The sequence below is a fragment of the Sinimarinibacterium flocculans genome (assembly GCF_003201205.1).
Classification (GTDB): domain Bacteria; phylum Pseudomonadota; class Gammaproteobacteria; order Nevskiales; family Nevskiaceae; genus Solimonas; species Solimonas flocculans.
Genome location: NZ_QICN01000008.1, coordinates 168,272 through 192,161 on the forward strand (window position 1 = coordinate 168,272; position 23,890 = coordinate 192,161).

24 protein-coding genes are annotated in these 23,890 nt (G+C 68.5%); 14 read left to right on the forward strand and 10 right to left on the reverse strand.

Annotated elements, in window-relative coordinates; all coding sequences use genetic code 11:
* Positions 1–74: 74 nt before the first annotated feature.
* Complete coding sequence (gspC, locus tag C8D93_RS14610; protein ID WP_170124043.1) at positions 75–971, reverse strand: type II secretion system protein GspC; 897 nt, start codon at positions 969–971, stop codon at positions 75–77.
* Between the two features lie 103 nt (positions 972–1,074).
* Here gspC and C8D93_RS14615 point away from each other — a divergent pair, with 103 nt between their 5' ends.
* The 3 genes from C8D93_RS14615 to clpA all read left to right on the forward strand — a co-directional run bounded on the left by C8D93_RS14615 (position 1,075) and on the right by clpA (position 6,155).
* Positions 1,075–3,303 (forward strand): CHASE2 domain-containing protein, encoded by a 2,229-nt coding sequence (locus C8D93_RS14615; protein WP_110265949.1) that lies wholly within the window; start codon positions 1,075–1,077, stop codon positions 3,301–3,303.
* Positions 3,304–3,494: 191 nt separating this feature from the next.
* The gene (clpS, locus tag C8D93_RS14620) at positions 3,495–3,827 is read left to right on the forward strand and encodes an ATP-dependent Clp protease adapter ClpS (RefSeq protein WP_110265950.1); all 333 of its coding nucleotides are present in this window, start codon (positions 3,495–3,497) and stop codon (positions 3,825–3,827) included.
* A 48-nt stretch (positions 3,828–3,875) separates the two neighbouring features.
* Positions 3,876–6,155, forward strand: a complete 2,280-nt coding sequence (clpA, locus tag C8D93_RS14625; RefSeq protein WP_110265951.1) for an ATP-dependent Clp protease ATP-binding subunit ClpA — start codon at positions 3,876–3,878, stop codon at positions 6,153–6,155.
* A 133-nt stretch (positions 6,156–6,288) separates the two neighbouring features.
* Here clpA and infA read toward each other — a convergent pair whose 3' ends face one another.
* From infA to C8D93_RS14645, 4 genes are all read right to left on the reverse strand, one after another.
* Positions 6,289–6,507 (reverse strand): translation initiation factor IF-1, encoded by a 219-nt coding sequence (gene infA / locus C8D93_RS14630; RefSeq protein ID WP_110265952.1) that lies wholly within the window; start codon positions 6,505–6,507, stop codon positions 6,289–6,291.
* A 53-nt stretch (positions 6,508–6,560) separates the two neighbouring features.
* A complete protein-coding gene (locus tag C8D93_RS14635) occupies positions 6,561–7,298 on the reverse strand; it encodes an arginyltransferase (RefSeq protein WP_110265953.1) in 738 nt (245 codons plus the stop codon).
* Positions 7,295–8,038: a leucyl/phenylalanyl-tRNA--protein transferase gene (aat, locus tag C8D93_RS14640; protein ID WP_110265954.1), complete on the reverse strand. Its 744-nt coding sequence runs from the start codon at positions 8,036–8,038 to the stop codon at positions 7,295–7,297. Before aat ends, C8D93_RS14635 begins: the two co-directional genes overlap by 4 nt.
* 78 nt (positions 8,039–8,116) lie before the next feature.
* Positions 8,117–8,452, reverse strand: coding sequence for a hypothetical protein (locus C8D93_RS14645; RefSeq protein ID WP_110265955.1), 336 nt, complete (start codon positions 8,450–8,452; stop codon positions 8,117–8,119).
* Positions 8,453–8,605: 153 nt separating this feature from the next.
* Between C8D93_RS14645 and C8D93_RS14650 the strand changes: the two genes are divergently transcribed.
* The 5 genes from C8D93_RS14650 to serS all read left to right on the forward strand — a co-directional run bounded on the left by C8D93_RS14650 (position 8,606) and on the right by serS (position 14,769).
* Complete coding sequence (locus tag C8D93_RS14650; RefSeq protein WP_110265956.1) at positions 8,606–10,969, forward strand: DNA translocase FtsK; 2,364 nt, start codon at positions 8,606–8,608, stop codon at positions 10,967–10,969.
* A gap of 68 nt (positions 10,970–11,037) precedes the next feature.
* The gene (gene lolA, locus C8D93_RS14655; RefSeq protein WP_110265957.1) at positions 11,038–11,661 is read left to right on the forward strand and encodes an outer membrane lipoprotein periplasmic chaperone LolA; all 624 of its coding nucleotides are present in this window, start codon (positions 11,038–11,040) and stop codon (positions 11,659–11,661) included.
* A gap of 50 nt (positions 11,662–11,711) precedes the next feature.
* Complete coding sequence (locus C8D93_RS14660) at positions 11,712–13,040, forward strand: replication-associated recombination protein A (protein ID WP_110265958.1); 1,329 nt, start codon at positions 11,712–11,714, stop codon at positions 13,038–13,040.
* On the forward strand, positions 13,040–13,417 hold the full coding sequence (locus tag C8D93_RS14665) for a fluoride efflux transporter FluC (protein WP_110265959.1): 378 nt from the start codon (positions 13,040–13,042) through the stop codon (positions 13,415–13,417). Before C8D93_RS14660 ends, C8D93_RS14665 begins: the two co-directional genes overlap by 1 nt.
* Positions 13,418–13,497: 80 nt before the next feature.
* On the forward strand, positions 13,498–14,769 hold the full coding sequence (serS, locus tag C8D93_RS14670) for a serine--tRNA ligase (protein WP_110265960.1): 1,272 nt from the start codon (positions 13,498–13,500) through the stop codon (positions 14,767–14,769).
* On the opposite strand, the gene rfbD is transcribed toward serS, so the two are convergent.
* Genes rfbD through C8D93_RS14695 form a run of 5 tightly spaced genes read right to left on the reverse strand, consistent with a single transcriptional unit; the run spans position 14,770 to position 19,001 of the window.
* Positions 14,770–15,639, reverse strand: a complete 870-nt coding sequence (gene rfbD, locus C8D93_RS14675) for a dTDP-4-dehydrorhamnose reductase (RefSeq protein ID WP_110265961.1) — start codon at positions 15,637–15,639, stop codon at positions 14,770–14,772.
* Positions 15,640–15,641: 2 nt separating this feature from the next.
* Complete coding sequence (gene rfbC / locus C8D93_RS14680) at positions 15,642–16,187, reverse strand: dTDP-4-dehydrorhamnose 3,5-epimerase (RefSeq protein ID WP_110265962.1); 546 nt, start codon at positions 16,185–16,187, stop codon at positions 15,642–15,644.
* An 11-nt stretch (positions 16,188–16,198) separates the two neighbouring features.
* Positions 16,199–17,074, reverse strand: coding sequence for a glucose-1-phosphate thymidylyltransferase RfbA (gene rfbA / locus C8D93_RS14685; protein ID WP_110265963.1), 876 nt, complete (start codon positions 17,072–17,074; stop codon positions 16,199–16,201).
* Positions 17,071–18,141, reverse strand: a complete 1,071-nt coding sequence (gene rfbB / locus C8D93_RS14690) for a dTDP-glucose 4,6-dehydratase (protein ID WP_110265964.1) — start codon at positions 18,139–18,141, stop codon at positions 17,071–17,073. Before rfbB ends, rfbA begins: the two co-directional genes overlap by 4 nt.
* A 47-nt stretch (positions 18,142–18,188) precedes the next feature.
* Positions 18,189–19,001, reverse strand: coding sequence for an inositol monophosphatase family protein (locus C8D93_RS14695; protein WP_110265965.1), 813 nt, complete (start codon positions 18,999–19,001; stop codon positions 18,189–18,191).
* Positions 19,002–19,145: 144 nt separating this feature from the next.
* Here C8D93_RS14695 and C8D93_RS14700 point away from each other — a divergent pair, with 144 nt between their 5' ends.
* The 6 genes from C8D93_RS14700 (at position 19,146) to C8D93_RS14725 (ending at position 23,861) form a co-directional block, all read left to right on the forward strand.
* On the forward strand, positions 19,146–19,955 hold the full coding sequence (locus C8D93_RS14700; protein WP_110265966.1) for an RNA methyltransferase: 810 nt from the start codon (positions 19,146–19,148) through the stop codon (positions 19,953–19,955).
* Between the two features lie 80 nt (positions 19,956–20,035).
* Entirely contained in the window at positions 20,036–20,812 is a 777-nt protein-coding gene (cysE, locus tag C8D93_RS14705; protein WP_110265967.1) for a serine O-acetyltransferase, read from the forward strand.
* A 43-nt stretch (positions 20,813–20,855) separates the two neighbouring features.
* Positions 20,856–21,995, forward strand: coding sequence for a cysteine desulfurase family protein (locus tag C8D93_RS14710; protein WP_110265968.1), 1,140 nt, complete (start codon positions 20,856–20,858; stop codon positions 21,993–21,995).
* On the forward strand, positions 21,992–23,146 hold the full coding sequence (locus tag C8D93_RS14715) for a cysteine desulfurase family protein (RefSeq protein WP_110265969.1): 1,155 nt from the start codon (positions 21,992–21,994) through the stop codon (positions 23,144–23,146). Before C8D93_RS14710 ends, C8D93_RS14715 begins: the two co-directional genes overlap by 4 nt.
* Positions 23,146–23,523 (forward strand): iron-sulfur cluster assembly scaffold protein, encoded by a 378-nt coding sequence (locus C8D93_RS14720; protein WP_110265970.1) that lies wholly within the window; start codon positions 23,146–23,148, stop codon positions 23,521–23,523. The genes C8D93_RS14715 and C8D93_RS14720 overlap by 1 nt, the downstream gene beginning before the upstream one ends.
* Complete coding sequence (locus tag C8D93_RS14725; protein WP_110265971.1) at positions 23,520–23,861, forward strand: HesB/IscA family protein; 342 nt, start codon at positions 23,520–23,522, stop codon at positions 23,859–23,861. The genes C8D93_RS14720 and C8D93_RS14725 overlap by 4 nt, the downstream gene beginning before the upstream one ends.
* Positions 23,862–23,890 lie beyond the last annotated feature (29 nt).

The window sequence follows — 23,890 nt, forward strand, 5'->3', positions numbered from 1 at the left end:
GTTGGCGGAGTACGGTCGCGGCCGGGCTGGAGTCAGGGTCTGCGATCTTGGACCGGGTCATCGGGCGCGCCGGGTCAAGGGCCAAGCGTCACGTTCAGGTTCTGCACCTGCCCGCCGCGTTCGATCGTCAGGGAAATGGCATTGGCCTGACTGAGCTGCCCCAGCAGCTGCAGGGCCTTCTGATTGTCGTCCAATTGTACGCCATTGACTGCGGTGACCAGATCGCCGGGGCGCAGCCCCAGCTGCTGGAAGGCTTCGCGCTCGCGGCCGGGATAGATGCGGTAGCCACGCTGCTGGCCGCCGACCGTCGCCGGCTGCACACGCAGGTAGTTGGACGCCTTGGTCGGGTCGGACATGATCTGTTCGCGGATCTGCGACAGCATCTGCGCGGTGTTGGCATCGGTCTGCGGCAGGGCGGCGGCGGCCGAGGCATTGCGCGCCGCGACCGCCTGCGCCGAACTCGGTGCATCCTTGTTCAGCCGCAGGGTCTCGAGCTTGCCGGCCCGCGACAGGATGACGCGGTCGGCGAAGATGGACTGCAGTTTGACGCCGGAAACGACGGTGTCGCCGATCGCGTAGGGCTTCTCTTCGCCGTTGCTGGTGCCGATCAGTGCGCGCGACTCGCGGTCGGCGCCGGCGAGAATTCCGAGCAGGTTCAGCGACAGGCGGGTGTCCGGTGCGTCCTCGACGTTGCCGGCCGGCGCGGCCTCCGCCTCGTAGCGGCCGAACAGCTGGGCGGCGAGCAGGCGGTCGATACCCGCCGACGGTGTCCTGCCGGCGCGCGCCGGAGCCGGCGGGGGCGGCGGCGGTTGCCAGCGGGCGGCCTCGGGTACCGGCATGAGCGCCCAGACCATCTTGGACAGCAGCCACGCGACGACGATGGCCAGCGCCAGATTGGCCAGCGGCGGCAAGCGGCGTCCGTGCCGCTCGTACCACTGCGCAGCGCGCTGCAGACTCAGGGTTTCAGACATCGGCGAATCATAACCCGTGGACTCGTGGGGCCTGTAGGGCAGCGGCCGGATTGCTGCGGCCGGCGCCATTGGTTACCTTGCTGCGAACCCTTGGGGGAGGTTCATGTCCGCACGCAGCCTGGTCCGCCTGTGCATCAGTGCCGCGGTGCTGCTGGTCTTCGTGTTGCATGGCGGACGCTGGCTGCCCCTGCGCTTGCTCGATCTGATCGAGAATTTCACCTACGACGCACGCGTCGTGCTGACCGCCCCCGGTACCGACGATCCGCGCGTCGTGATCGTCGATCTGGACGAACGCAGTCTCGCCGCCGAGGGCTGGCCGTGGCCGCGGCACAAGTTCGCGACCCTCGTCGACCAGCTGTTCGAGCGTTATGGCGTTCGTGCGCTCGGCCTGGACATCGTGTTTGCCGAGCCCGACGACAGCGCCTTGCGCCTGTGGGACCGCCTGCACCGTGAAGAGTTCTCGCAGATTCCCGAAGTCGTTTCCCGGGACACCGCGATCCGTGCCGAACTCGACCACGATGGCCGCTTTTCCGCCGCGCTGAGCCGCCGCCCGGTCGTTCTCGGCTACTTCTTCAAGCCGGTCGTGCGGAGCGGCGAGCTGCCGACGACCGGCGGCCTGTGTGCGCCCCTGATCGATGCGCGCACGGCGCAGCTGTACGACGTCGATTTCATCGAGGCAAGGGGCTACGGCGGCAGCCTTGCGCGGCTGACCGAGGCGGCTTCCGCCTGCGGCTTCTTCGACAACCCGCTCGCGGCCAGCGACGACGGCGTCTATCGTCGCGTGCCGCTGTTGCAGCAGTACGACGGCGCTGTCTACCCGTCGCTGGCGCTGTCCCTGGTGCGGCTGGCACTCGGCGATCCGCCGGTGGAGCTGGTCTTCGATCCGCCGGAAGTGCGCAGCTCGCTGCATCTCGAACGCCTGCGTGTCGGGCCGCTGGAGGTTCCCGTCGACGGCCGCGTCGCGGCCTACGTGCCCTACCGCGGCGACAACCGGACCTTCACCTACATTCCGGCGGTGGACGTGCTGCGCGGCGAGGTCGTGTCCCCGGAGCGCCTGCGCAACGCCATCGTACTGATGGGGACCACCGCCGCCGGCCTGTTCGATCTGCGCAGTACGCCGGTCAACAAGGTGTTTGCCGGCGTCGAGGTCCACGCCAACCTGGTGTCGGGGATGCTCGACGGGCGCATCCGCCAGAAGGCGCCGTACTACGCCGGCATCGAGGTCGTGATGCACGTGCTGATCGCGCTGCTGCTGGCCTGGGCGTTTGCCCGGCTGAGTGCGCTGGCGAGCGCACTGGTCAGCGCTGCGGTGGTCGCCGGCATCGTCGGCCTGGCGCTGGCGATGTGGAGTGGCGCCGACTTCGTCATGCCGCTCGGCGTGCCGGTGGTGTTCACGCTGACCCTGGTCATGGCGCACCTGCTCTACGGGTATTTCATCGAGTCCCGTGGCAAGCGCGAGATCTCCCGCCGCTTCGGCCAGTACGTGCCGCCGGAACTCGTCGAGGAGCTGGCCGCCCATCCGGAAGCGGTGTCGATGGCCGGCGAGAGCCGGGAAATGAGCGTGCTGTTCTCCGACGTGCGCGACTTCACCAGCATGTCCGAGAATCTCGACGCCCGCGAGCTGGCGGCGATGATCAATACCTTCCTGACGCGGCAGACCGCCGTGGTGCAGCAGCACCGCGGGACCATCGACAAGTACATCGGCGACCTGGTGATGGCATTCTGGGGCGCGCCGCTGCGCGACGAGCAGCACGCCTTGCACGCCGTGCTCGCCGGCATGCAGATGCAGCGCTCGGTGCGCGAGCTGGACGACGAGTTCGAGCGTCGCGGCTGGCCCAAGCTGCACATCGGCGTCGGCATCAACAGCGGGCGCATGAGCGTCGGCAACATGGGCTCGGAGTTCCGTATGGCCTACACGGTCATGGGCGATGCGGTGAACCTGGCGTCGCGGCTCGAGGGCCTGACCAAGGAATACGGCGTCGGCGTGCTCGTCGGCCAGCAGACGCGCGATCTGCTGCCCTCCGGCTGGGCCTTCCGCGAAGTCGATCTGGTGATCGTCAAGGGGCGCCGCGAGCCGGTGGCGATCTACGAGCCGATGGGGCCGAAGGACCAGCTCGATCCGGGTCTGCGCGAAGACCTGGCGCGGCACCGCGGCGCGCTGCAGCTCTACCGGGCGCGGCGCTGGGACGAGGCCGAGGTGGAGTTCTTCAACCTGGCGCAGGGTCCGCGGCCGCACCCGGTCTACAGCCTGTTCATCCAGCGCATCATGGCCTTGCGCGAGAATCCGCCGCCCCCGGACTGGAACGGCACCTTCACCTTCCGGCACAAGTAGAGCCCCTGCGCCGCGCAGTTCCGGGCGCGGCAGAGTGCCGTTCGTGCCCGCGGGCTTGCATTCGGTCCGGCGAGTCTCCAAGTAGTGGGACAGCAGCGCTACACTGGGATCATGGTGAGAACGAGTCGACCGGTCACGGATTTCGATGGGCGGTGCCGCGCGCGGCGCCTGCGGGCGGCGGGTGTCCGCCGATGAGCAACGACATCAAACCGCGCAACGGCACGGACTCCGGCCAGGGCGTCGCCGTCGAGGAGGTCAAACCCCGCCTGCAGCAGCCGCCCATGTACAAGGTGGTGATGCTCAACGACGACTACACGCCGATGGAGTTCGTGGTCCAGGTTTTGCAGCAGTTTTTTCACCACACGCGTGAAAAGGCGGTGCAGATCATGCTCACCATTCATACACAGGGGCGCGGCGTGGCGGGTCTGTTCCCGGCGGAGATCGCCGAGACCAAGACCGCGCAGGTCAACGGTTACGCCCGCCAGCACCAACACCCGTTGCTGACGGTGATGGAGAAGGCCTGATCCGCGGATGACGGAACGGGCATGGAAGAGCCATACGGAGCAGACGCAATGTTGTCGGAAGATCTACAGAAAGCCCTGGATGCCGCGTTCGTTTCGGCGCGCATGGAAGGCCATGAGCTGCTGACGGTCGAGCACCTGCTGCTGGCGCTGCTGTCGGACACCCAGGTGTCCGAGGCGCTGGGTGCTGCCGGGGCCGATTCCGAGAAACTCGAAGAGGGCCTGCGGGAGTACATCCGCACCCACATCCAGGCGGTCAAGGACGTCGAGAAGCACGAAGTGCAGCCGACGCTGTCCTTCCAGCGCGTGCTGCAGCGGGCGATCTACCACGTCCAGGCGGCCGGCAAGAAGCACGTGACCACGCTCAACGTGCTGGTCGCCATCTTCTCGGAGAAGGACACGCACGCGGTCTATCTGCTGGGCGAGCAGGGTGTCAGCCGGCTCGACATCGTCAACTTCATTTCGCACGGCATCGCCAAGAACAACGCGGCGGCCGAGAAGCCGGCGGAGTCCGAGGAGCGGGAAGACGCCGGCGACAAGGGCCAGGCCAACCAGAGCGCGCTCGAGCAGTACGCCGTGAACCTGAACGAGCGGGCGGCGCATGGCGCCATCGACCCGCTGATCGGTCGCGATCTCGAGGTCGAGCGGGTCATGCAGACCCTGTGCCGGCGGCGCAAGAACAACCCGCTGCTCGTCGGCGAGGCCGGCGTCGGCAAGACGGCGATCGCCGAGGGACTGGCGTGGCTGATCGTCGAAGGACGCGTCCCGGAGCTGTTGCGCGGCTCGGTGGTCTACAGCCTGGATCTGGGCTCGCTGATCGCCGGGACCAAGTACCGCGGCGACTTCGAAAAGCGCTTCAAGGCGGTGATCCAGGACCTGCAGCAGCGCCCCGGCTCGATCGTCTTCATCGACGAGATCCACATGATCATCGGCGCCGGCGCCGCCAGCGGCGGTGTCATGGACGCCTCGAACCTGCTCAAGCCGTTGCTGGCGTCGGGCGGGATCCGCTGCATCGGCTCCACCACCTACCAGGAATATCGCGGCATCTTCGAGAAGGATCGTGCGCTGGCGCGGCGCTTCCAGAAGATCGACGTCGGTGAGCCCAGTGTCGAGGACACCGTGAAGATTCTCGAAGGGCTGCGTGCCCGATTCGAGGACCATCACCAGGTCCAGTTCACGCGCGGCGCGCTGCGTTCCGCGGTCGAGCTGTCCACGCGCCACATCACCGACCGGCACCTGCCGGACAAGGCGATCGACGTCATCGACGAGGCCGCCGCGCGTCTGCGCCTGCTGCCGGAATCGCGGCGCCGCAAGACCGTGCAGGTCCGTGACATCGAGGAAACCGTGGCGCGCATCGCGCGAATCCCGCCGAAGAGCGTCTCGGCCAACGACCGCGACCGGCTGGCGACGCTGGAGCGCGATCTCAAGCTGGTGATCTTCGGTCAGGACGCGGCGATCGACCAGCTCACCGCGTGCATCAAGCTCGCGCGTTCCGGGCTCGGCAATCCGGAGAAGCCGATCGGCAACTTCCTGCTCGCCGGCCCGACCGGCGTCGGCAAGACCGAGGTCACGCGCCAGCTCGCCCAGCTGCTGGGCATCGAGCTGATCCGCTTCGACATGTCCGAGTACATGGAGCGGCACACCGTGTCGCGCCTCATCGGCGCACCGCCCGGCTATGTCGGTTTCGATCAGGGCGGCCTGCTGACCGAAGCGGTGATCAAGCATCCGCACTGTGTCGTGCTGCTCGACGAGATCGAGAAGGCCCATCCCGACGTCTTCAACCTGCTGCTGCAGGTCATGGACCACGGCAAGCTGACGGACAACAACGGGCGGCAGGCGGACTTCCGCAACGTCATCCTGGTGATGACCACCAATGCCGGTGCCGAGGAATCGTCACGGCGCTCGATGGGCTTCGCCGAGCAGAACCACGCGACCGATGCGATGGAGGTGATCCGGCGCATGTTCACGCCGGAGTTCCGCAACCGCCTCGATGCGATCGTGCAGTTCGCGCCGCTGGGTCAGGCCGAGGTGCTGCGCGTCGTCGAGAAGTTCCTGATGCAGTTGGAGGAGCAGCTCGGCGCCAAGGGCGTGCAGCTCGACATCGACGAGTCCGCGCGGCTGTGGCTGGCCGAGCGGGGCTACGATCCGAAGATGGGCGCGCGGCCGATGGCGCGCATCATCCAGGAGAATCTCAAGCGCCCGCTGGCCGAGGAGCTGCTGTTCGGCAAGCTCGCCAACGGCGGCCGCGTGCACGTGGTGCTCGGCGAGGACGGACAGCTGGAGTTCGAACTCGAAGGGCGCGAGAAGGCGGCGCAGCTCGAGCCGGTTTGAGGTGGTTCCACACGACAAAGCCCGCTTCGAGCGGGCTTTGTCGTTTTCGGGCGTGCAGTCCGTGAAGCTGCGCGCCGACCCTTCGCGACGCAAGATTCCCGGCGGCGCCAGGGCCCTCCACGCTGCCCGGAACTTACTTGTCTCTGAACGTGATGCGGCCCTTGGTCAGGTCATAGGGCGTGAGCTGCACCGTGACCTTGTCGCCGGTGAGGATGCGGATGTAGTGCTTGCGCATGCGGCCGGAGATGTGTGCAACGACGATATGGCCGTTCTCGAGCTTTACGCGGAATGTGGTGTTCGGGAGTGTTTCCAGCACCACCCCGTTCATCTCGATGTGATCTTCCTTGGCCATACGCCCTGCCGGCAAAAATGAGGCGTGCATTATTGGAGCCGGCCCCGAATGTTTCAACCGGCAGGGGCTGATGGCCGGTCTACGTCGTCGGGCATTGGCGTCCAGCCGTGTGCGGTCAGCGACTCCAGCGGGCGGAAGCGCGACTTGTAGGCCATCTTGCGGCTCTCGCGCACCCAGTAGCCCAGATAGACATGCGTGAGGCCGCGTTCGCGGGCCAGCTCGATCTGCCGGAGCACGGCCAGGGTTCCGAGGCCGCGGTCGGCGGCGCGCGGCTCGAAGAAGGTGTAGACCGCCGAAAACGCCAGCGGCAGGTGATCGACCACCGCGACGCCGAGCAGGCGCCCGTGCTCGCGGAAGCTCCAGTAACGCACCGGGGCCCACGGGCATTCGAGGAAATTGTGGAACGCGAGGCGGTCGTGCGGGTCCATGCCGCCGTCGGCGTGACGTCCGAGCAGGTAGCGCCGGTACAGCGCGAAGTGCTCGTCGCGCAGTTCGGTGTCGAGGCTCAGCTGCAGGTCGGCGTTGTGCTGCAGGCAGCGGCGCTGGGAGCGCGAAGGACGGAAATCGGCGACCGGCACGCGCACCGGCACGCAGCGCATGCAGTCGCGGCAGTGCGGGCGGTAGACGTGACCGCCGCTGCGGCGAAAGCCCATCTCCAGCAGGCGCTGGTAGCGCGGCGCGTTGAGGGTCCACTCGGGATCGACGAAAGCGCTGCGGGCGGCATAGCCGCTCAGGTAACCGCAGGCGTGTTCGGCGCTGAGGTACAGCCGGACGGGTTGCGAGTCGTTCATCGCGGCAGGTGCTCCGGCGACGAGGGCACCTCGATGCCGAAGCGCCAGATGCCCGGCGGATGCGGCCGCTCACGCGACAGCGCGAGCTCGCGCAGAAAGGTCTCGCGCGGCATCTCAATGGCGCCGAGCCGGTCGAGATGGGGCGATTTCACCTGGCAGTCGATCAGCGAGAAGTGCCAGGCCTGCAACTGACGGCACAGCCAGAACATGGCCAGTTTCGAGCCGTCCGTCGCTGCGGAGAACATCGACTCGCCGAAGAACACGCGGCCGCTGACCACGCCGTAGAGGCCGCCGATCAGCGTGCCGGCGCGCCACACCTCCACGCTGTGGGCATGGCCGTGGGCGTGCAGCTGGCGATAGGCGCGCCGCATGTCGCCGCCCAGCCAAGTGCCCTGGCTGCCGCGACGCGGAGCGGCACAGCCGTCCAGCACCGCCTCGAAGGCGCGATCGAGCGTGACCGCGTAGTCGGCGCGGCGGATCGTCCGGTGCAGCGAGCGGGAGACATGCAGCCGGTCCGGTACCAGCACCGCGCGCGGGTCCGGGCACCACCACAGGATCGGCTCGTCGGGGTTGTACCAGGGAAAAATGCCCTGCGCGTAGGCGCGCAGCAGGCGGGTCAACGAAAGGTCGCCGCCGATCGCCAGCAGCCCGTTGGGCTCGCGCATTGCCAGATGCACGGGCGGGAAGGGCTGGAGCGGATGACGCGGGTCCAGCCAGTGCAGGCGGACAGGACTATCCATGGCCGGCAGCGTGGGGGACGACGCCGCCAGCATACGCCAGCGGAGCCCGGTGGAGCGGCCGTCGTGCCGGGTGCGCGCTCAGTGGAAGGTCGGCGCGACCGACGCGACGTCGCGCAGCGCCCATTGCACGACCGCGTCGTGCTCGAAGCGCGTGATCGGCTCGGACTCGGCCGGCGGGCCGGCCTGCGTCAGACGGCCGTCGTCGTCGAAGTGAATCCGCGCGCCCGCCGTCTGCACCCGCAGCTCGCTGGTGTCCGGGGCGTCCTCGAGCGTGAGTTGCAGGTAACGCAGGTCGTGCCCGGCGAACTCCGGGATCCGGTCGGCACCTGCCGCGATCGACGCCGCCTGCTCCGCGGAGAATTCGCGGATCGTGCCTTCCGGCGTCAGGACGAAATGGCGAGTCTGCGTGCTCATTCGGATGCTCTGAAGACCACTCTTCAGGATTTTGGACCGGAATTCAATATGAAGGTTTACCTGCGGTATTCAAGGCCGGTCGAGTGGCGGACAGGGCAGCGAGCGCGCCGGGCGGTTCGCTATACTGCCGCGCATCAGATCGCACCATTCGGCATGCTGAGAAGCAAATCCCACGCCACGGATGCGGCCGTCGGCCCGAGCTGGCTGGAGAGACTCCCCCGCGAAGCGGCGATGCTGGCCTGTCTCGGGCTGTCGCTCTTCCTGCTCGTGACGCTGGCCAGCTTCCATCCCAACGATCCGGGCTGGTCGTCTTCCGGCGCCGGCGAGCCGGTGCACAACCTCGCCGGTACGGTCGGCGCCTGGATTGCCGACGTGCTGCTGTCCCTGTGCGGCTACGTCGCCTTCCTGCTGCCGCTGGCGGTACTGCTGATCGGTCTGCGCATCTTCCACAACCCGCCGCCCGAGGAAGAGGTGATGCCGCGCGGCGTGCGCATCGCCGCCTGGCTGGTGCTGCTGGTGAGCCTGGCCGCACTGGCGGCGCTGCATGTCGGCGCGTCGCCGGACTGGGCGCCGCAAGGCAGCGGCGGCATCGCCGGCCTCGCGCTGGCGCGGACGCTGGTCGACGTGCTCAGCGCCTTCGGTGCCAGCCTGCTGCTGCTGACGCTGGCGATCACCTCCGCGCCCTTGGCGCTGACCTTTTCCTGGGTGCAGATCGCCGACCGCCTCGGCGAGCGCTTGTTCGAGCTGATCGCGCGTCGGCGGCAGGCGGCGGCTGAGCACGAGGATGCAGTGCCGTCCCCCTTTGCAGGGGAGGCGGCTGAGTCGCCACTGCCGCGCCCGATGCCGGAGCCCGAGCCGGTGGCGGCCAGGGACAAGCGTCGGCTGCGCAAGGCGCCGGTGCTCACCAGTTCTGAAGAGGAGCAGCTCGATCTGCTGCCGGTTGCCGCGCCCAAGGCCGATAAGAAGCCCCGCGCGACGGCGCGCAAGGATGCCGGCGAGCCGGTGCCGGCCTTCGATGGCGACCCGATCCCGCCGCTGGAGATTCTCGATCCGGCGCGCCCGTCCGGCCGTAAGTACAGCGCGGAGGAACTCGAGCACCTGTCGCGCGAGGTCGAGCGTCATCTGGCCTCGTTCGGGGTGAAGGCGGAAGTGGTCGACGCCCGGCCCGGCCCCGTGATCACGCGTTTCGAGCTGCAGCCGGCGCCCGGCGTGAAGGGCTCGCAGATCACCAACCTGTCGCGCGATCTCGCGCGCTCGCTGTCGGTGTCGAGCGTGCGCGTGATCGAGGTCATTGAAGGCAAGTCGGTCATCGGGCTGGAGATCCCCAACGCCAAGCGCGAGATGGTGATGCTCAGCGAGATTCTCGACTCGCCGGGCTATCGCAACGTCGCATCACCGCTGACGATCGCGCTGGGCAAGGACATCGCGGGTCACCCAGTGGCCGTCGATCTGGCCAAGATGCCGCACTTGCTGGTCGCCGGCACCACCGGCTCGGGCAAGTCGGTGGCGATCAACGCGATGATCCTGTCGATGCTGTTCAAGGCGACCAAGGACCAGGTGCGCTTCATCTTCATCGACCCGAAGATGCTGGAACTGTCGATCTACGAGGGCATCCCGCACCTGCTGACGCCCGTCGTCACCGACATGAAGGACGCGGCCAACGCGCTGCGCTGGTGCGTGGCCGAGATGGAGCGTCGCTACCGGCTGATGTCGGCGCTCGGCGTGCGCAATCTCGCCGGCCTCAACCGCAAGATCGAGGATGCGGCCAAGGCCGGTGAGCCGATCCGCGACCCGCTGGCCAACCCGTCGCAGGACCTGTTCGATCCCGAGCAGGGGCCGCCGGAGCCGATGCCGCTGGAGTCGCTGCCGAACATCGTCATCATCATCGACGAGCTGGCCGACATGATGATGGTCGTCGGCAAGAAGGTCGAAGAACTGATCGCGCGGTTGGCGCAGAAGGCGCGTGCGGCCGGAGTGCACCTGATCGTCGCGACGCAGCGGCCGAGCGTCGACGTCATCACCGGCCTGATCAAGGCCAACATCCCGTCGCGGCTGGCGTTCCAGGTGGCCTCGCGCATTGACTCGCGCACGATTCTCGACGAGATGGGAGCGGAAACGCTGCTCGGGCACGGCGACGGCCTGTTCCGACCGATCGGCGCCAACCGTCTCGATCGCGTGCATGGCGCTTTCGTCGACGACCACGAGGTGCACAAGGTCGTGGCCTATCTCAAGCAGGTCGGCCCGCCCGAGTACATCGAGGACCTGTGCGCCGACGAGCCGCCGGCAAATGCCGCGGGCGACGGCGGCGGCGATGCCGAGGCCGACCCGCTCTACGACCAGGCCGTCGCGCTGGTGCTGGAGACGCGCAAGGCGTCCGTGTCCTGGGTGCAGCGCCGGCTCAAGATCGGCTACAACCGCGCGGCGCGCATGGTCGAGCAGATGGAGTCCGCCGGCATCGTCGGTCCCAGTGGCCCCGGCGGCAACCGCGAGATTCTCGCACCGGGCGGCCGCGACTGACGCGTGCGGTTCATGGGCCGGCAAGCCGCGACCGGCACACTTCGACTTCTCCCGTATCCCGTCCCGCCATGATCCGAACCCTCGTCCTTGCCGTCGCCCTACTGCTCGCCAGTACCGGGCCGGCGCCCGCCGCCGACGCGCTGCAGCGTTTCGTCGACGAGGTGCGCACGTTCACGGCGCACTTCGAGCAGATCCAGTACGACGAAGACGGCGGCGAGCTCGGGCGTCGCAGCGGCCGTTTCTCGCTGGCGCGTCCGGGCCGATTCGACTGGCACTACGAGCAGCCCTACGAGCAGCGCATGGTCTGCGACGGCGAGCGCATCTGGAACTACGAGCCGGATCTGGCGCAGGTCACGGTGCGAACGGCCGGCGACATCCTGCGCGACACGCCGGTGGCCCTGCTCGCCGAAGGCGCGAATCTGGCGGAGCGCTTCGAGGTCGAGCCGATCGGCGAGGGCAGGGACAGCGGCCTGCGCCTGCGGCCGAAGACCGACGACGCGGATTTTCGCCAGATCGAGCTGTGGCTGGAATCCTCCGGGACGCCGACGCGCATGCGTCTGCACGATCCGCTGGGCGGCATCAGCGAGATCCGGTTCAGCGACGTCGTCCGCAACCCGAAGATCGATGCCGGCGTGTTCCGCTTCCGGCCGCCGGCCGGCGTCGAGGTCGTGAATCTGGACCCGGCGGGCTGATCGACACGCCTGATACGATCCGCGCTCAGGACGCAGATGCCGCGAGCGCGATGTCTTCACAGCCCCCGATCCGTTCTGGTGGACGGAATCAGTCACCTGCCCAGCCGACGGCGGAGCGCATGCGTCCGCGAACGCTCGACGAGGTGGTCGGCCAGGCGCACCTGCTCGGTTCCGGCGCTCCGTTGCGTACGCTGCTCGAAGCCGGCAGCGTGCCGTCGATGGTGTTCTGGGGGCCGCCGGGCGTCGGCAAGACCACGCTGGCGCGGCTCATCGCCGGCTACACGCAGGCGCAGTTCCTGACGCTGTCGGCGGTGCTGGCCGGCGTCAAGGACATCCGCGAAGCGGTGGCGCAGGCGAAGGCTGCTGCCGAGGGGCTCGCGCCGCAGCGCACGGTGCTGTTCATCGACGAGATCCACCGCTTCAACAAGGCGCAGCAGGATGCGCTGCTGCCCTTCGTCGAAGACGGGACGCTGACGCTGATCGGCGCGACCACCGAGAATCCCTCGTTCGAACTCAACGGTGCCTTGCTGTCGCGGCTGCGCGTGTTCGTGCTGCGCGCGCTGGAGCAGTCCGACATCGTCGACCTGCTGCGCCGCGCCTGTGCCGACGCGCAGCGCGGGGTCGGCGTCGAGTTGCCGGCGGGCTGGATCGAGCGCATTGCCGAAGCCGCCGATGGCGATGCGCGGCGCAGTCTCGTGCTGCTGGAGACGGCGGCGGAACTCATCCGTGCGCAGCCGCAGGCGGACGATCTGCGCACCCTGGAACGGCTGATCGGCAAGGGCCTGCGTCGTTTCGACAAGCAGGGCGAGCACTTCTACGACCAGATCTCGGCGCTGCACAAGTCGGTCCGCGGCAGCGACCCGGACGCCGCGTTGTACTGGTATGCACGCATGCTCGATGGCGGCTGCGATCCGCACTATCTCGCGCGCCGCGTGCTGCGCATGGCCATCGAGGACATCGGCCTCGCCGATCCGCGTGCACAGGAGCTGTGCCTGGCCGCCTGGGACAGCTATCAGCGCCTCGGCAGTCCCGAGGGCGAACTGGCGATCGCCCAGGCCGTGGTCTATCTCGCCTGTGCACCGAAGAGCAATGCGGTCTATGCCGGCTACAACGCGGCGCGCGCGCTCGTCGAGCGGACCGGCGCCCTCGAGGTGCCGATGCACCTGCGCAATGCGCCGACGAAGCTGATGAAGGATCTGGGATACGGCGACGGCTACCGTTACGACCACGACGAGCCCGATGCGCAGGCTGCGGGACAGCGCTTCCTGCCCGAGACGCTCGGCGAGTTGCGGCTCTACGAACCGACCGCGCGCGGCATCGAGGGGCGCATCGCCGAGCGTCTGGCCGCACTGCGCCAGCGCCGGGGCGGGGCGTCGTGATGCCGTGGCTGGCCGTGGCCGCCGGCGGTGCGCTCGGCGCCTTGGCGCGCTACGGCAGCGTGCGCCTGCTGACCGCTTGGCTCGGACCTGCCTTCCCGTACGGCACGCTGGCGGTCAACGTGATCGGCAGCGGCGTGGCCGGCTGGCTCTTCGTACGCCTAGTCGAGTCGGGTGGCGGTAGCGAGACGCTGCGTGCCCTGCTGATCGTCGGCTTTCTCGGTGCGTTCACGACGTTCTCGGCGTTTTCGGTCGAGACCTTGCGACTGTTCGACGCGGGCCACGTCGGGCTCGCCGCGTTCAATGTCATCGCCAACCTGGTGTTGTGTCTGTGCGGCGCGGCGCTGGGCGTCGGCCTGGCCCGTGCGCTGGGAGCCTAAGCGCCGGCCCTTCGATACGCCCTCGGGGCACGCAGGGCAGGCTCTACAATAGCGCCCCTCGACAGAACCACCTCTCCACGATGATCGACGCCAAACTGCTGCGCAGCGATACGCAGGCCGTTGCCGACCGCCTGGCACGCCGCGGCTACGTCTTCGACCTCGATGCCTATCGCGGTTTCGAGCAGCGCCGCAAGGACCTGCAGGTGCGTACCGAGCAGTTGCAGGCGGAGCGCAACGCCGGATCCAAGCGCATCGGCCAGGCCAAGGCGAAAGGAGAGGATGCATCGCCGATCCTCGCCGACATGGATCGCATCAAGACCCAGCTCGCGGAGAACGAGACGCAGCTCGGCGCCCTGCAGGCCGAGTTCGACGACTTTCTCGCGCGCGTGCCGAACCCGCCGCACGCCAGCGTGCCGGACGGCAAGGACGAGGACGACAACGTCGAGCTGCGGCGCTGGGGTGAACCGAAGGCGATTGCAGCGCCGCGCGACCACGCCGATCTGGGCGAAGCGCTCGGCCTGATGGATTTCGCCGCCGCGGCCAAGCTCACCGGCGCGCGCTTCACGCTGCTGCGCGGAGGCCTTGCGCGCCTGCACCGCGCGCTCGCGCAGTTCATGCTCGACGTGCACACGCAGGAGCACGGCTACGAGGAGCTGTACGTGCCCTACATCGTCAACGCGACCAGCCTGCGCGGCACCGGGCAGTTGCCGAAGTTCGGCGAGGATCTGTTCGCGCTGGAGGGCGAACAGGACTGGCGCCTGATCCCGACCGCCGAGGTGCCGGTGACCAACCTCGTGCGCGACGAGATCCTCGCCGCGTTCGAGCTGCCGAAGAAGTGGGTTGCACATACGCCGTGCTTCCGCTCGGAGGCGGGTTCTGCGGGGCGCGACACGCGCGGCATGATCCGCCAGCACCAGTTCGAGAAGGTCGAGATGGTGCACGTCGTCGAGCCGTCGAAGTCCTATGACGCGCTCGAAGAGATGACGAGCCACGCCGAGGCGATCCTGCGCAAGCTGGAGCTGCCGTACCGGGTGATGGCGCTGTGCGCGGGCGATATGGGCTTCGCGGCAGCCAAGACCTACGATCTCGAAGTCTGGCTGCCGAGCCAGAACCGCTATCGCGAAATCTCGTCGTGCTCGAACTGCGAGGACTTCCAGGCGCGGCGCATGCTCGCGCGCTACCGCCATCCGCAAACCGGCAAGACCGAGCTGCTGCATACGCTCAACGGTTCGGGGCTCGCCGTCGGTCGCACGCTGGTCGCGATTCTCGAGAACTACCAGCAGGCGGACGGCTCGGTCGCCGTCCCCGCAGCGTTGCGTCCGTACGTCGGCGGTGCCGAGCGGATCGGCTGATCAGGGCGCTGGAAGCAGCGTCTCGATCACGGCCCGCAAGGGCTCGCGCCAGTGCGGCGCCGCGCCGGTGATGGCCCAGGTCGCGGTCTTGTCGAGCACGCTGTAGGCCGGGCGTCGCGCCGGCGTCGGGTAGTCGGCGGTTGCGATCGGCTGCACCGGTGCGAGCTTTTCGCCGCTGTGGGCCTGGGCGAGTTCGCGGATGGCGCAGGCGAAGTCGTACCAGCTGGCGGCGCCGGCGTCGCTGCAGTGGTAGGTGCCGGCGGGTGCCTCGCGCCCGAGCAGGGTCCACAGCGTCTCGGCCAGCGTCGCGGTCGAGGTCGGTGTGCCGACCTGATCGGCGACGACCCGGACTTCCGGGCGCTCGCGCATGACGCGCAGCATCGTCCTGACGAAGTTCTGGCCGTGTGCCGAGTAGACCCAGCCGGTGCGCACGATCAGCGCGTCGACACCGGCCGTTTCGTGCACCGCCTGCTCGCCGGCGAGCTTGCTCGCGCCATAGACGCCCAGCGGGGCGGTGGCGTCGTCCGGCATGTACGGTGAGGACTTGCGCCCGTCGAAGACGAAGTCGGTGGAGACGTGCAGCAGGCGCGCGCCGACCGCCGCAGCAGCCGCGGCCAGATGCCGCGGCCCTTCGGCATTGGCGCGATAGGCGGCCTCGGATTCGGTTTCTGCCCGGTCGACGGCAGTGTAGGCGCCGGCATTGATGATGGCGGCAGGTTCGATGCGCTGCATCGTCGCGAGGACGGCGTCGCGGTCGGCAAGATCCAGCGCAGAGCGATCGAGACCGGTCGCCTCGACCCCTTCCGGGATGCGCCGCAACAGTTCGACGCCGAGCTGGCCGCCGGCGCCGGTGACGACGACGCGTCTCATCGTCAGAACACCTCGGCGTCGTGCAGCAGCGGCGCCTTCTCGTCCTTCGGAGAAAGCTGCGGTGCGGTCTCCAGCGGCCAGGCGATGCCGATCGCGGGATCGTTCCAGCGGATGCCACGATCGTGTTCGGGCGAGTAGTAGGCCGTGACCTTGTAAATCACGTCGGCGGTATCGGAGGTCACGCAGAAGCCATGGGCGAAGCCCGGGGGCACCCAGAGCTGACGCCGGTTCTCGGCCGACAAGGTGACGCCGACCCACTGACCGAAGGTCTTCGATCCGCGGCGGATGTCGACGGCGACGTCGTAGATCTCGCCGGATACCACGCGCACGAGCTTGCCCTGCGCCATCGGCGGCAGCTGATAGTGCAGGCCGCGCAGGACGCCGCGCACCGAACGCGAGTGATTGTCCTGGACCATTGGCTCGCTGCAGCCGCTCAACTCGGCGAAACGGGCGGCATGGAAGCTCTCCATGAAGAAGCCGCGCTCGTCGCCGAATACCCTGGGCTCGAGCATCAGGACGTCCGGCAGCGTGGTCGGGATGGCCTGCATCAGTACCCCCGTCAGTAAACCTTTTCTTCGAGTGCCCGCAGCAGGTACTCGCCGTAGCCGCTCTTCAGCAGCGGCTGGGCGAGCGTGCGCAACTGTTCCGCATCGATGAAGCCGCTGCGCCAGGCGACCTCCTCGGGGCAGGCGATCTTCAGGCCCTGGCGCTTTTCGAGCGTCTGGATGAAGGTGCCGGCGTCGAGCAGCGAGTCGTGGGTGCCGGTGTCGAGCCAGGCCATGCCGCGACCCATGACCTCGACGTGCAGCGCGCCGGCTTCCAGATACAGCCGGTTGAGATCGGTGATCTCCAGTTCGCCGCGCGCGGATGGCTTGATGCGTCGTGCCAGCTCGACGACCTGCTTGTCGTAGTAGTACAGGCCAGTCACCGCATAGCGCGACTTCGGCGCCTTGGGTTTTTCCTCGATCGACAGCACCCGCCCGTCGCTGCCGAACTCGACGACACCGTAGCGCTCGGGGTCGGTGACCGCATAGGCGAACACCGTGGCGCCGTCGCGGCGGCTGGCGGCGCGCTGGAGCTGCGGTGCCAGATCGTGGCCGTGAAACAGGTTGTCGCCGAGCACCAGCGCGCAGGCATCGTCACCGATGAAGTCCGAACCGATCAGGAAGGCCTGCGCAAGCCCGTCCGGACTCGGCTGCACGGCATAGGTCAGCGAAATGCCCCACTGGCGGCCGTCGCCGAGCAGCGCCTCGAAGCGCGGCGTGTCCTGCGGTGTCGAGATCACCAGGATCTCGCGGATGCCCGAGAGCATCAGCGTCGACAGCGGGTAATAGATCATCGGCTTGTCGTAGACCGGCAGCAGCTGCTTGGACACGGCCTGCGTGACCGGATATAGCCGCGTGCCGCTGCCGCCGGCAAGGATGATCCCCTTCATGATGCCTTTCTCCCCAGGCCGAGGCGCTGACGCTGGTAGCCGCGTGACTGCACGGTCTCGCACCACGCCCGGTTGGCCAGATACCACTCGACGGTCTTGCGCAGACCGGTCTCGAACGTCTCCTGCGGGCGCCAGCCCAGGTCGCGCTGGATCTTGCCGGCGTCGATCGCATAGCGCAGGTCGTGACCCTTGCGATCCTCGACGAAGGTGATCAGCTCGCGGCGCTTGCGCCCGGCGCTGTCGGGGCGCAGCGTGTCGATCAGATCGCAGAGCTGCTCGACCAGATCGAGATTGCGCTGCTCGTTGTGGCCGCCGATGTTGTACTGCTCGCCGATGCGGCCCTGCTCGAACACCAGGCGCAGCGCGCGCGCATGGTCCTCGACGTAGAGCCAGTCGCGCACGTTGGCGCCGGTGCCGTAGACCGGCAGCGGCCTGAACTCCAGCGCGTTCAGGATCATCAGCGGAATGAGCTTCTCCGGGAACTGGTAGGGCCCGTAGTTGTTGGAACAGTTGGTGAGCACCACCGGCAGCCCGTAGGTGTGGTGCCAGGCGCGGACCAGGTGGTCGGAGCTGGCCTTGCTCGCCGAGTACGGCGAGTTCGGCGCATACGGCGTGGTCTCGGTGAACAGGCCGTCTTCACCCAGCGAGCCGTAAACCTCGTCGGTGGAGATGTGATGGAAGCGGAAGTTCGTGCGTGCCGTGCCGTCCAGTGCCTGCCAGTGCGCAAGCGCGGCTTCCAGCAGGCGGAAGGTCCCGACGATGTTGGTCTGGATGAAGTCCGCCGGACCGTCGATCGAGCGGTCCACGTGCGACTCGGCGGCCAGGTGCAGGACCCCGTCGGGCAGGTGATCCGCGAACACGCGGGCCAGCGCCGCGGCGTCGCAGATGTCGACCTGCTCGAAGCGGTAACGCGCATGCTCTGACGCGTCCTCGAGCGCCTCGGGGCTGGCCGCGTAGCTCAGCTTGTCGACGTTGACGATGCGGTAGTCGGACTCCCGCAACAGCAGGCGGATCAATGCCGAGCCGATGAAGCCGGCGCCGCCGGTGACCAGTAGCGTCGAAGCCATGGCTGCGGTTCCCCCCTTGTGTGATCCCTGCCGACGCGGTCGGCGGGTCAGGCCGCGGCCGGCCGTCGTCGCGGCAGCAGTTCGCTGAGCGGATCGATCAGTCCGACCGTGCCGGCCAGCACGTGGCCGCTGGCGAGGACATCGTCGCCGCCCTCGAGTTCGCGCACGACGCCGCCGGCTTCCTGCACGAGCACGATGCCGGCCGCCATGTCCCAGGGCTTCAGGTTGTACTCCCAGAAACCCTCTAGGCGCCCGGAAGCGACGTAAGCAAGGTCGAGCGCCGCCGATCCGGCGCGGCGGACGCCGGCCGTCTCGCGGGCGACGTTGCGCAGCATCGTCGTGTAGTGGTCCAGGTACTCCTCGCTCAGCGGCACGCCGGTGCCGATCAGGGCCTGGCTGAGGTCGCGGCAGGCGCTGACGCGCAGCTTGCGGCTGTTGAGCACCGCGCCCTGGCCGCGGCTGGCGCTGTACAGATCCTGGGTGCAGGGGGCGTAGATCACGCCATGCTCGATCCGGTCCTTGACCTTCACGCCGATCGACACCGCGAAGTGCGGAATGCGGTGCAGGAAGTTGGTTGTGCCGTCGAGCGGGTCGATGATCCAGGTGACATCGCTGTCGCCGCGTGGCCCGGCCTTCTCGCTACCCAGAAAGCCGGATTCCTCAGCGAGGATCGCGTGGTCGGGATAGGCCTTGCGAATGTGGCGGATGATTTCCGCCTCGGCGCCGCGGTCGACCTGCGTGACGAAATCGTTGCGTGCCTTGCGTTCGACGGTGAGCTGGTCCGCCCGGTCGAAGCTGCGCATGATGAAGTTGCCGGCTGCACGCGCAGCCATCACGGCGATATTGACCAGCGGATGCATGTTCTGAAAGGAACGAAAAAAGGCATCCTAGAATATCGTGTGCACGTACGTCCTGTACACGACGGCGCCGTTCGGCGGAGCGAGAGTTCACAGGACTCTCGCTCGATCCGCCTCACTGGCGCCGACTTTTCATACAAGCAATCCATGGAAATCCGCGCAACACGCAGTCTTCTCGGCAACATTCGCATCGTCCTCGTCTCGACCCAGCATCCGGGCAATATCGGCGCGAGCGCGCGCGCGATGCTGACGATGGGGCTGCGTGATCTGGTGCTGGTCAACCCGGACCGCTTCCCGCATCCGCAGGCCAGGGCCACTGCCGCCCACGCCGCCGAGGTGCTGGACGGTGCGCGCGTCGTCGGCAGTCTCGACGAGGCCGTGGCCGACTGCGGCTGGGTCGTCGCGTTGTCGGCCCGCGTACGCCACCTCGGCGACGAGCCGCTGCGCCCGTGGCAGGCGGCGGAGCGCGCGGTCGCGGTGGCCGGGGAGGCGCCGGTGGCCTTCGTCTTCGGCTGCGAGCGAACCGGCCTCACCAACGAGGAAGTGGACCTCTGCCACGCCACGACACTGATTCCGGCCAACCCCGACTACAGCTCGCTGAACCTGTCGCAGGCGGTCCAGGTCGTGGCCTACGAGTTGCGTCGCGCGGCGGCCCCGGAGCAGGCGGCGGTTTCGCCGAAGAAGCAGCATCCCTGGTACGCACCGCCGACCGCCGAGGAAATGGAACGCTTCTACGAGCACCTCGAGCGTTGCCTGCTGTCGACCGGTTTTCTGGACCCGGCCAATCCGCGCATGCTGATGCGGCGGCTGCGGACCTACTTCAATCGCTCGGCGCCGGATCGCAACGAGCTCAACATCCTGCGCGGGATTCTCACCTCGGTGGAGCAGCCCAAGCGCCGGCGGATTGCGCCGCCGACCCCCGGCGCGCCGCCGAAAGACGCGCCTAAAGCGGACTAAATTGGTCTAGAATAAAAAGCATCCCGCCTGCCGCCGGAACCGCAGCCGAGTCCCGCCTCAAGCCAGCCGAAGAGCACGTCATGTTCGATCGCATCCGCGAAGACATCCGCTCGATCCGCGAGCGTGATCCCGCCGCCCAGTCCTGGTGGGAGGTCGTGACCTGTTATCCGGGGCTGCACGCGATCTGGGGGCACCGGATCTCGCACGCCCTGTGGATGCGTGGATTCAAGTGGCTGGCGCGCTTCAACTCGCACCTCGCGCGCTGGCTCACGGGCATCGAGATCCACCCGGGCGCCCGGCTGGGGCGCCGGGTGTTCATCGATCATGGCCTCGGCGTCGTGATCGGCGAGACCGCGGAAGTCGGCGACGACTGCACGATCTACCAAGGCGTGACCCTGGGCGGCACCTCGCTGACGCGCGGGGCGAAACGGCACCCGACGCTGGGCAGCAACGTCGTCGTCGGTGCCGGCGCGAAGGTGCTGGGCCCGTTCACGGTTGGCGCCGGCGCCAACATCGGCAGCAACGCCGTGGTCGTTCGCGCGGTGCCGGATGGGGCGACCGCGGTCGGCATTCCGGCACGCGTCGTCGGCGTCGATGCCCAGCGCAAGACGGAATTCCATGCCTACGGCCTCACCGACGAGGGCATGCCGGACCCGGTCGCCAAGGCGATCGCGAAGATTCTCGAGCACGTGCAGACGCAGGACGAGCAGCTCACGCGCATGTGCAAGGTCGTGCGCGCACTGGACAGCCGCATGCCGGAGCTCGAGCTCGGGCGTCTGGAACTGCCGGATTTCTGCAGAGACGATGCCGAAGCGGGCGAACGGGCGGACACGAAGGCGCGAGCCGGCCTCGATTGAGATGAATCGTCTCGTCGCACACGGCCGCGACACGGTCTGACCGATGCCTGCCTATCTCGATCACAACGCCACCACGCGCGTCGATCCGCGCGTGCTCGAGGCGATGCTCCCGTATCTGTCCGGGCCTTACGGCAATGCCTCGTCGCTGCACCGCTTCGGGCGCGCGGCGCGCGATGCGGTCGAGCGCGCACGTGTGCAGGTCGCGTCGCTGGTCGGCGCCCAGCCCGGCGAGGTCGTCTGGACCTCGGGCGGCACCGAGTCGAACAACCTGGCGATCAAGGGGGTGGCGGCACTGCATCCCGGGCGGGTGCTGTACGGGGCGACCGAGCATCCGGCAGTCATGGAAGCCGCCGAGGCGCTGGGCGATCAGCGGACCGTCGAGGCGGTGGCGGTCGACGGGCAGGGGCTGGTCGACTGGCCGGCCTTCGCGCGGCAGCTCGAGCGGGGCCCGGTCGCGCTGGTGGCGTTGATGCGCGCCAACAACGAGACCGGCGTCATCCAGGATGTGGCGCGGGCCGCTCCGATGGTCCGCGCCGCAGGCGCGCGGCTGCACGTGGACGCCGTGCAGGCAGCCGGCAAGATGGCGCTGGATTTCGAGGCGCTCGGCGCCGACCTGATGAGCCTGTCGAGCCACAAGCTCTACGGGCCCAAGGGCATCGGCGCACTGGTGCGCCGCGCGGGGATCGACCTGTGGCCGCTGCACCACGGTGGTCCCCAGGAGAAAGGCCTGCGCGGCGGAACCGAGAACGTCGCCGCGATCGTCGGCTTCGGCGAGGCGGCAGAACTCGCCGAACGCGAGTGGCAGGCACGGGCCGGTCATGTCGGTGTCTTGCGGGAGCGGCTGGAGGCGGCGCTTCGCGAGCTACCCGGCGTGGTGATCTTCGGCGCCCAGGTGGAGCGGCTGCCGAACACGGTGCAGTTCGCGCTTCCCGGATACGACGGCGAGGCCCTGCTTATGCAGCTCGACCGCAAGGGATTTGCCGTCTCCAGCGGTTCGGCCTGCGCCAGCGGCAAGGGCGAGCCCAGCCACGTCCTGCTGGCGATGGGTCTCTCGCGGGAGACTGCACGCGGGGCGATTCGCGTGAGTCTTGGGGTTGCCAGCACCGCCGAGGAGGTCGACGGCTTCGTCGACGCCCTCCGCGTGTTGGGCTCGGCGGGACGCGGCGCGGTGGCGGGCGCATGATCAATCTCGACCATGCGGCGACCACGCCGCTGGATCCGCTGGTGCGTGCGGCGATGCTCGATTGGCTGGACGACGCCGGCGGCTACGGCAATCCGGCGTCGGACCACGCACTTGGCCGCCGGGCGCGTGCGGCCGTGGAGTGCGCGCGCGCGCAGGTCGCGACGCTGCTCGCGGCGCAGCCCGAGGAGATCATCTGGACCTCCGGTGCCACCGAGTCCAATAACCTCGCGATCAAGGGTGCGCTGGAGTTCCGCGGTCTGGAGCGGGCGCACCTGGTCACGACGCGCATCGAGCACAAAGCGGTGATCGACACCTGCCGCTATCTCGAGACCCGCGGCGTAAGGGTGAGCTGGCTCGACCCGACGTCCGATGGCCGCATCGGCGTCGAGCAGGTGCTCGCGGCGCTGCGTCCCGACACGGCGCTGGTCTCGCTGATGTGGGTGAACAACGAGATCGGCACCGTCAACCCGATTCGCGAACTGGCCCCGCTGCTGCGCGAGCGCGGCGTGCTGCTGCACGTCGACGCGGTGCAGGCGGCCGGCAAGCTGCCGATCGATCTGGCCGAGGTGCCGGTCGATCTGCTGTCGCTGTCGGCGCACAAGTTCCATGGCCCGAAGGGTATCGGCGCGCTGTTCGTGCGCAAGCGGCCCCGCGCCCGTCTGGCGCCGCAGATGCACGGCGGCGGACACGAGCAGGGGATGCGTTCGGGCACGCTGGCGACGCACCAGATCGTCGGCATGGGGCAGGCCGCGGCGCTCGCGGCCCAGCGGCTCGAGGTCGACGCCCCGCGGATGAAGGCGTTCTGTGCGCGGTTGTACGCGCAGCTCGGCACCTTGCCCGACGTGTGGCGCAACGGCGCAGCGGATGGGGCCGCGCCGCACATTCTCAATCTGAGTTTTGGCGGCATCGAAGGGGAGAGCCTGCGGGCGCGTCTGCCGGATCTGGCTGTCTCCAGCGGCTCGGCCTGCTCGTCGGCGACGCGCGAACCCTCGTACGTCCTGCGCGCGCTGGGTCGGGACGACCGGCTGGCCGGCGCCTCGCTGCGATTTTCGCCCGGCCGCACGACGACCGAGGCCGAGATCGATCAGGCAGCGCGCGAGGTGCGCGCGGCGGTGGAGCTGCTGCGCGGGCTGGCGCCGGCAGACGCGTGATGGACAACGTGTTCGGCTATCCCGACGCCGTGTGGCGGCGGTTCGTGAGCCCCGAGCGTGCCGGCGGACTGGATGGGCACGATGTCGTCCGCGTCCGCGCCCGCAGCCCGGCCGCCTCATTCGTGCTCGAACTGAGTTTCGCCGCCGGACCGGTGCCGCGGGCGCGGTTTCGTGCGCTCGGCTGTCCGGTGACGATCGCGGTCGGCGCGTGGCTGGCCGAGCGCCTGGAGACGCAGGGGCGTCTGGCTCTGTCGGAACTGGATGCGCCGGCGATCCGCGCCGCACTTGAAATTCCCGATGAGCGCGCCCATTGTGCCTTCATGGGCGAGGACGCGATCCGCGCCCTGGAAGCCGAACTGAAATCCCGAGTCGCATGAGCACTGAGTCGAACCAAGGTATCCACCTGACCGAACGCGCCGCGCAGCGTATCCAGCTGCAACTCCAGCAGCGCGGTCACGGGCTGGGCCTGCGTGTCGGCATCAAGAAGTCCGGCTGCTCGGGGCATGCCTACACGATGGACTACGCCGACGCCGTCGAAGCCGGCGACGCCGTGTTCGAGCAGCACGGGGCCACCGTGGTCGTTCGCCGCGAGTACCTGCCGTTGCTCGTCGGCACGACGCTGGATTTCCAGAAGCAGGGGCTCAATCAGGCCTTCAAGTTCGTCAACCCCAATGCCAGGGCCCACTGCGGCTGCGGCGAAAGCTTCACCACCTGAGTCGCGCCCATCTGATTGCCGCGCTGCAG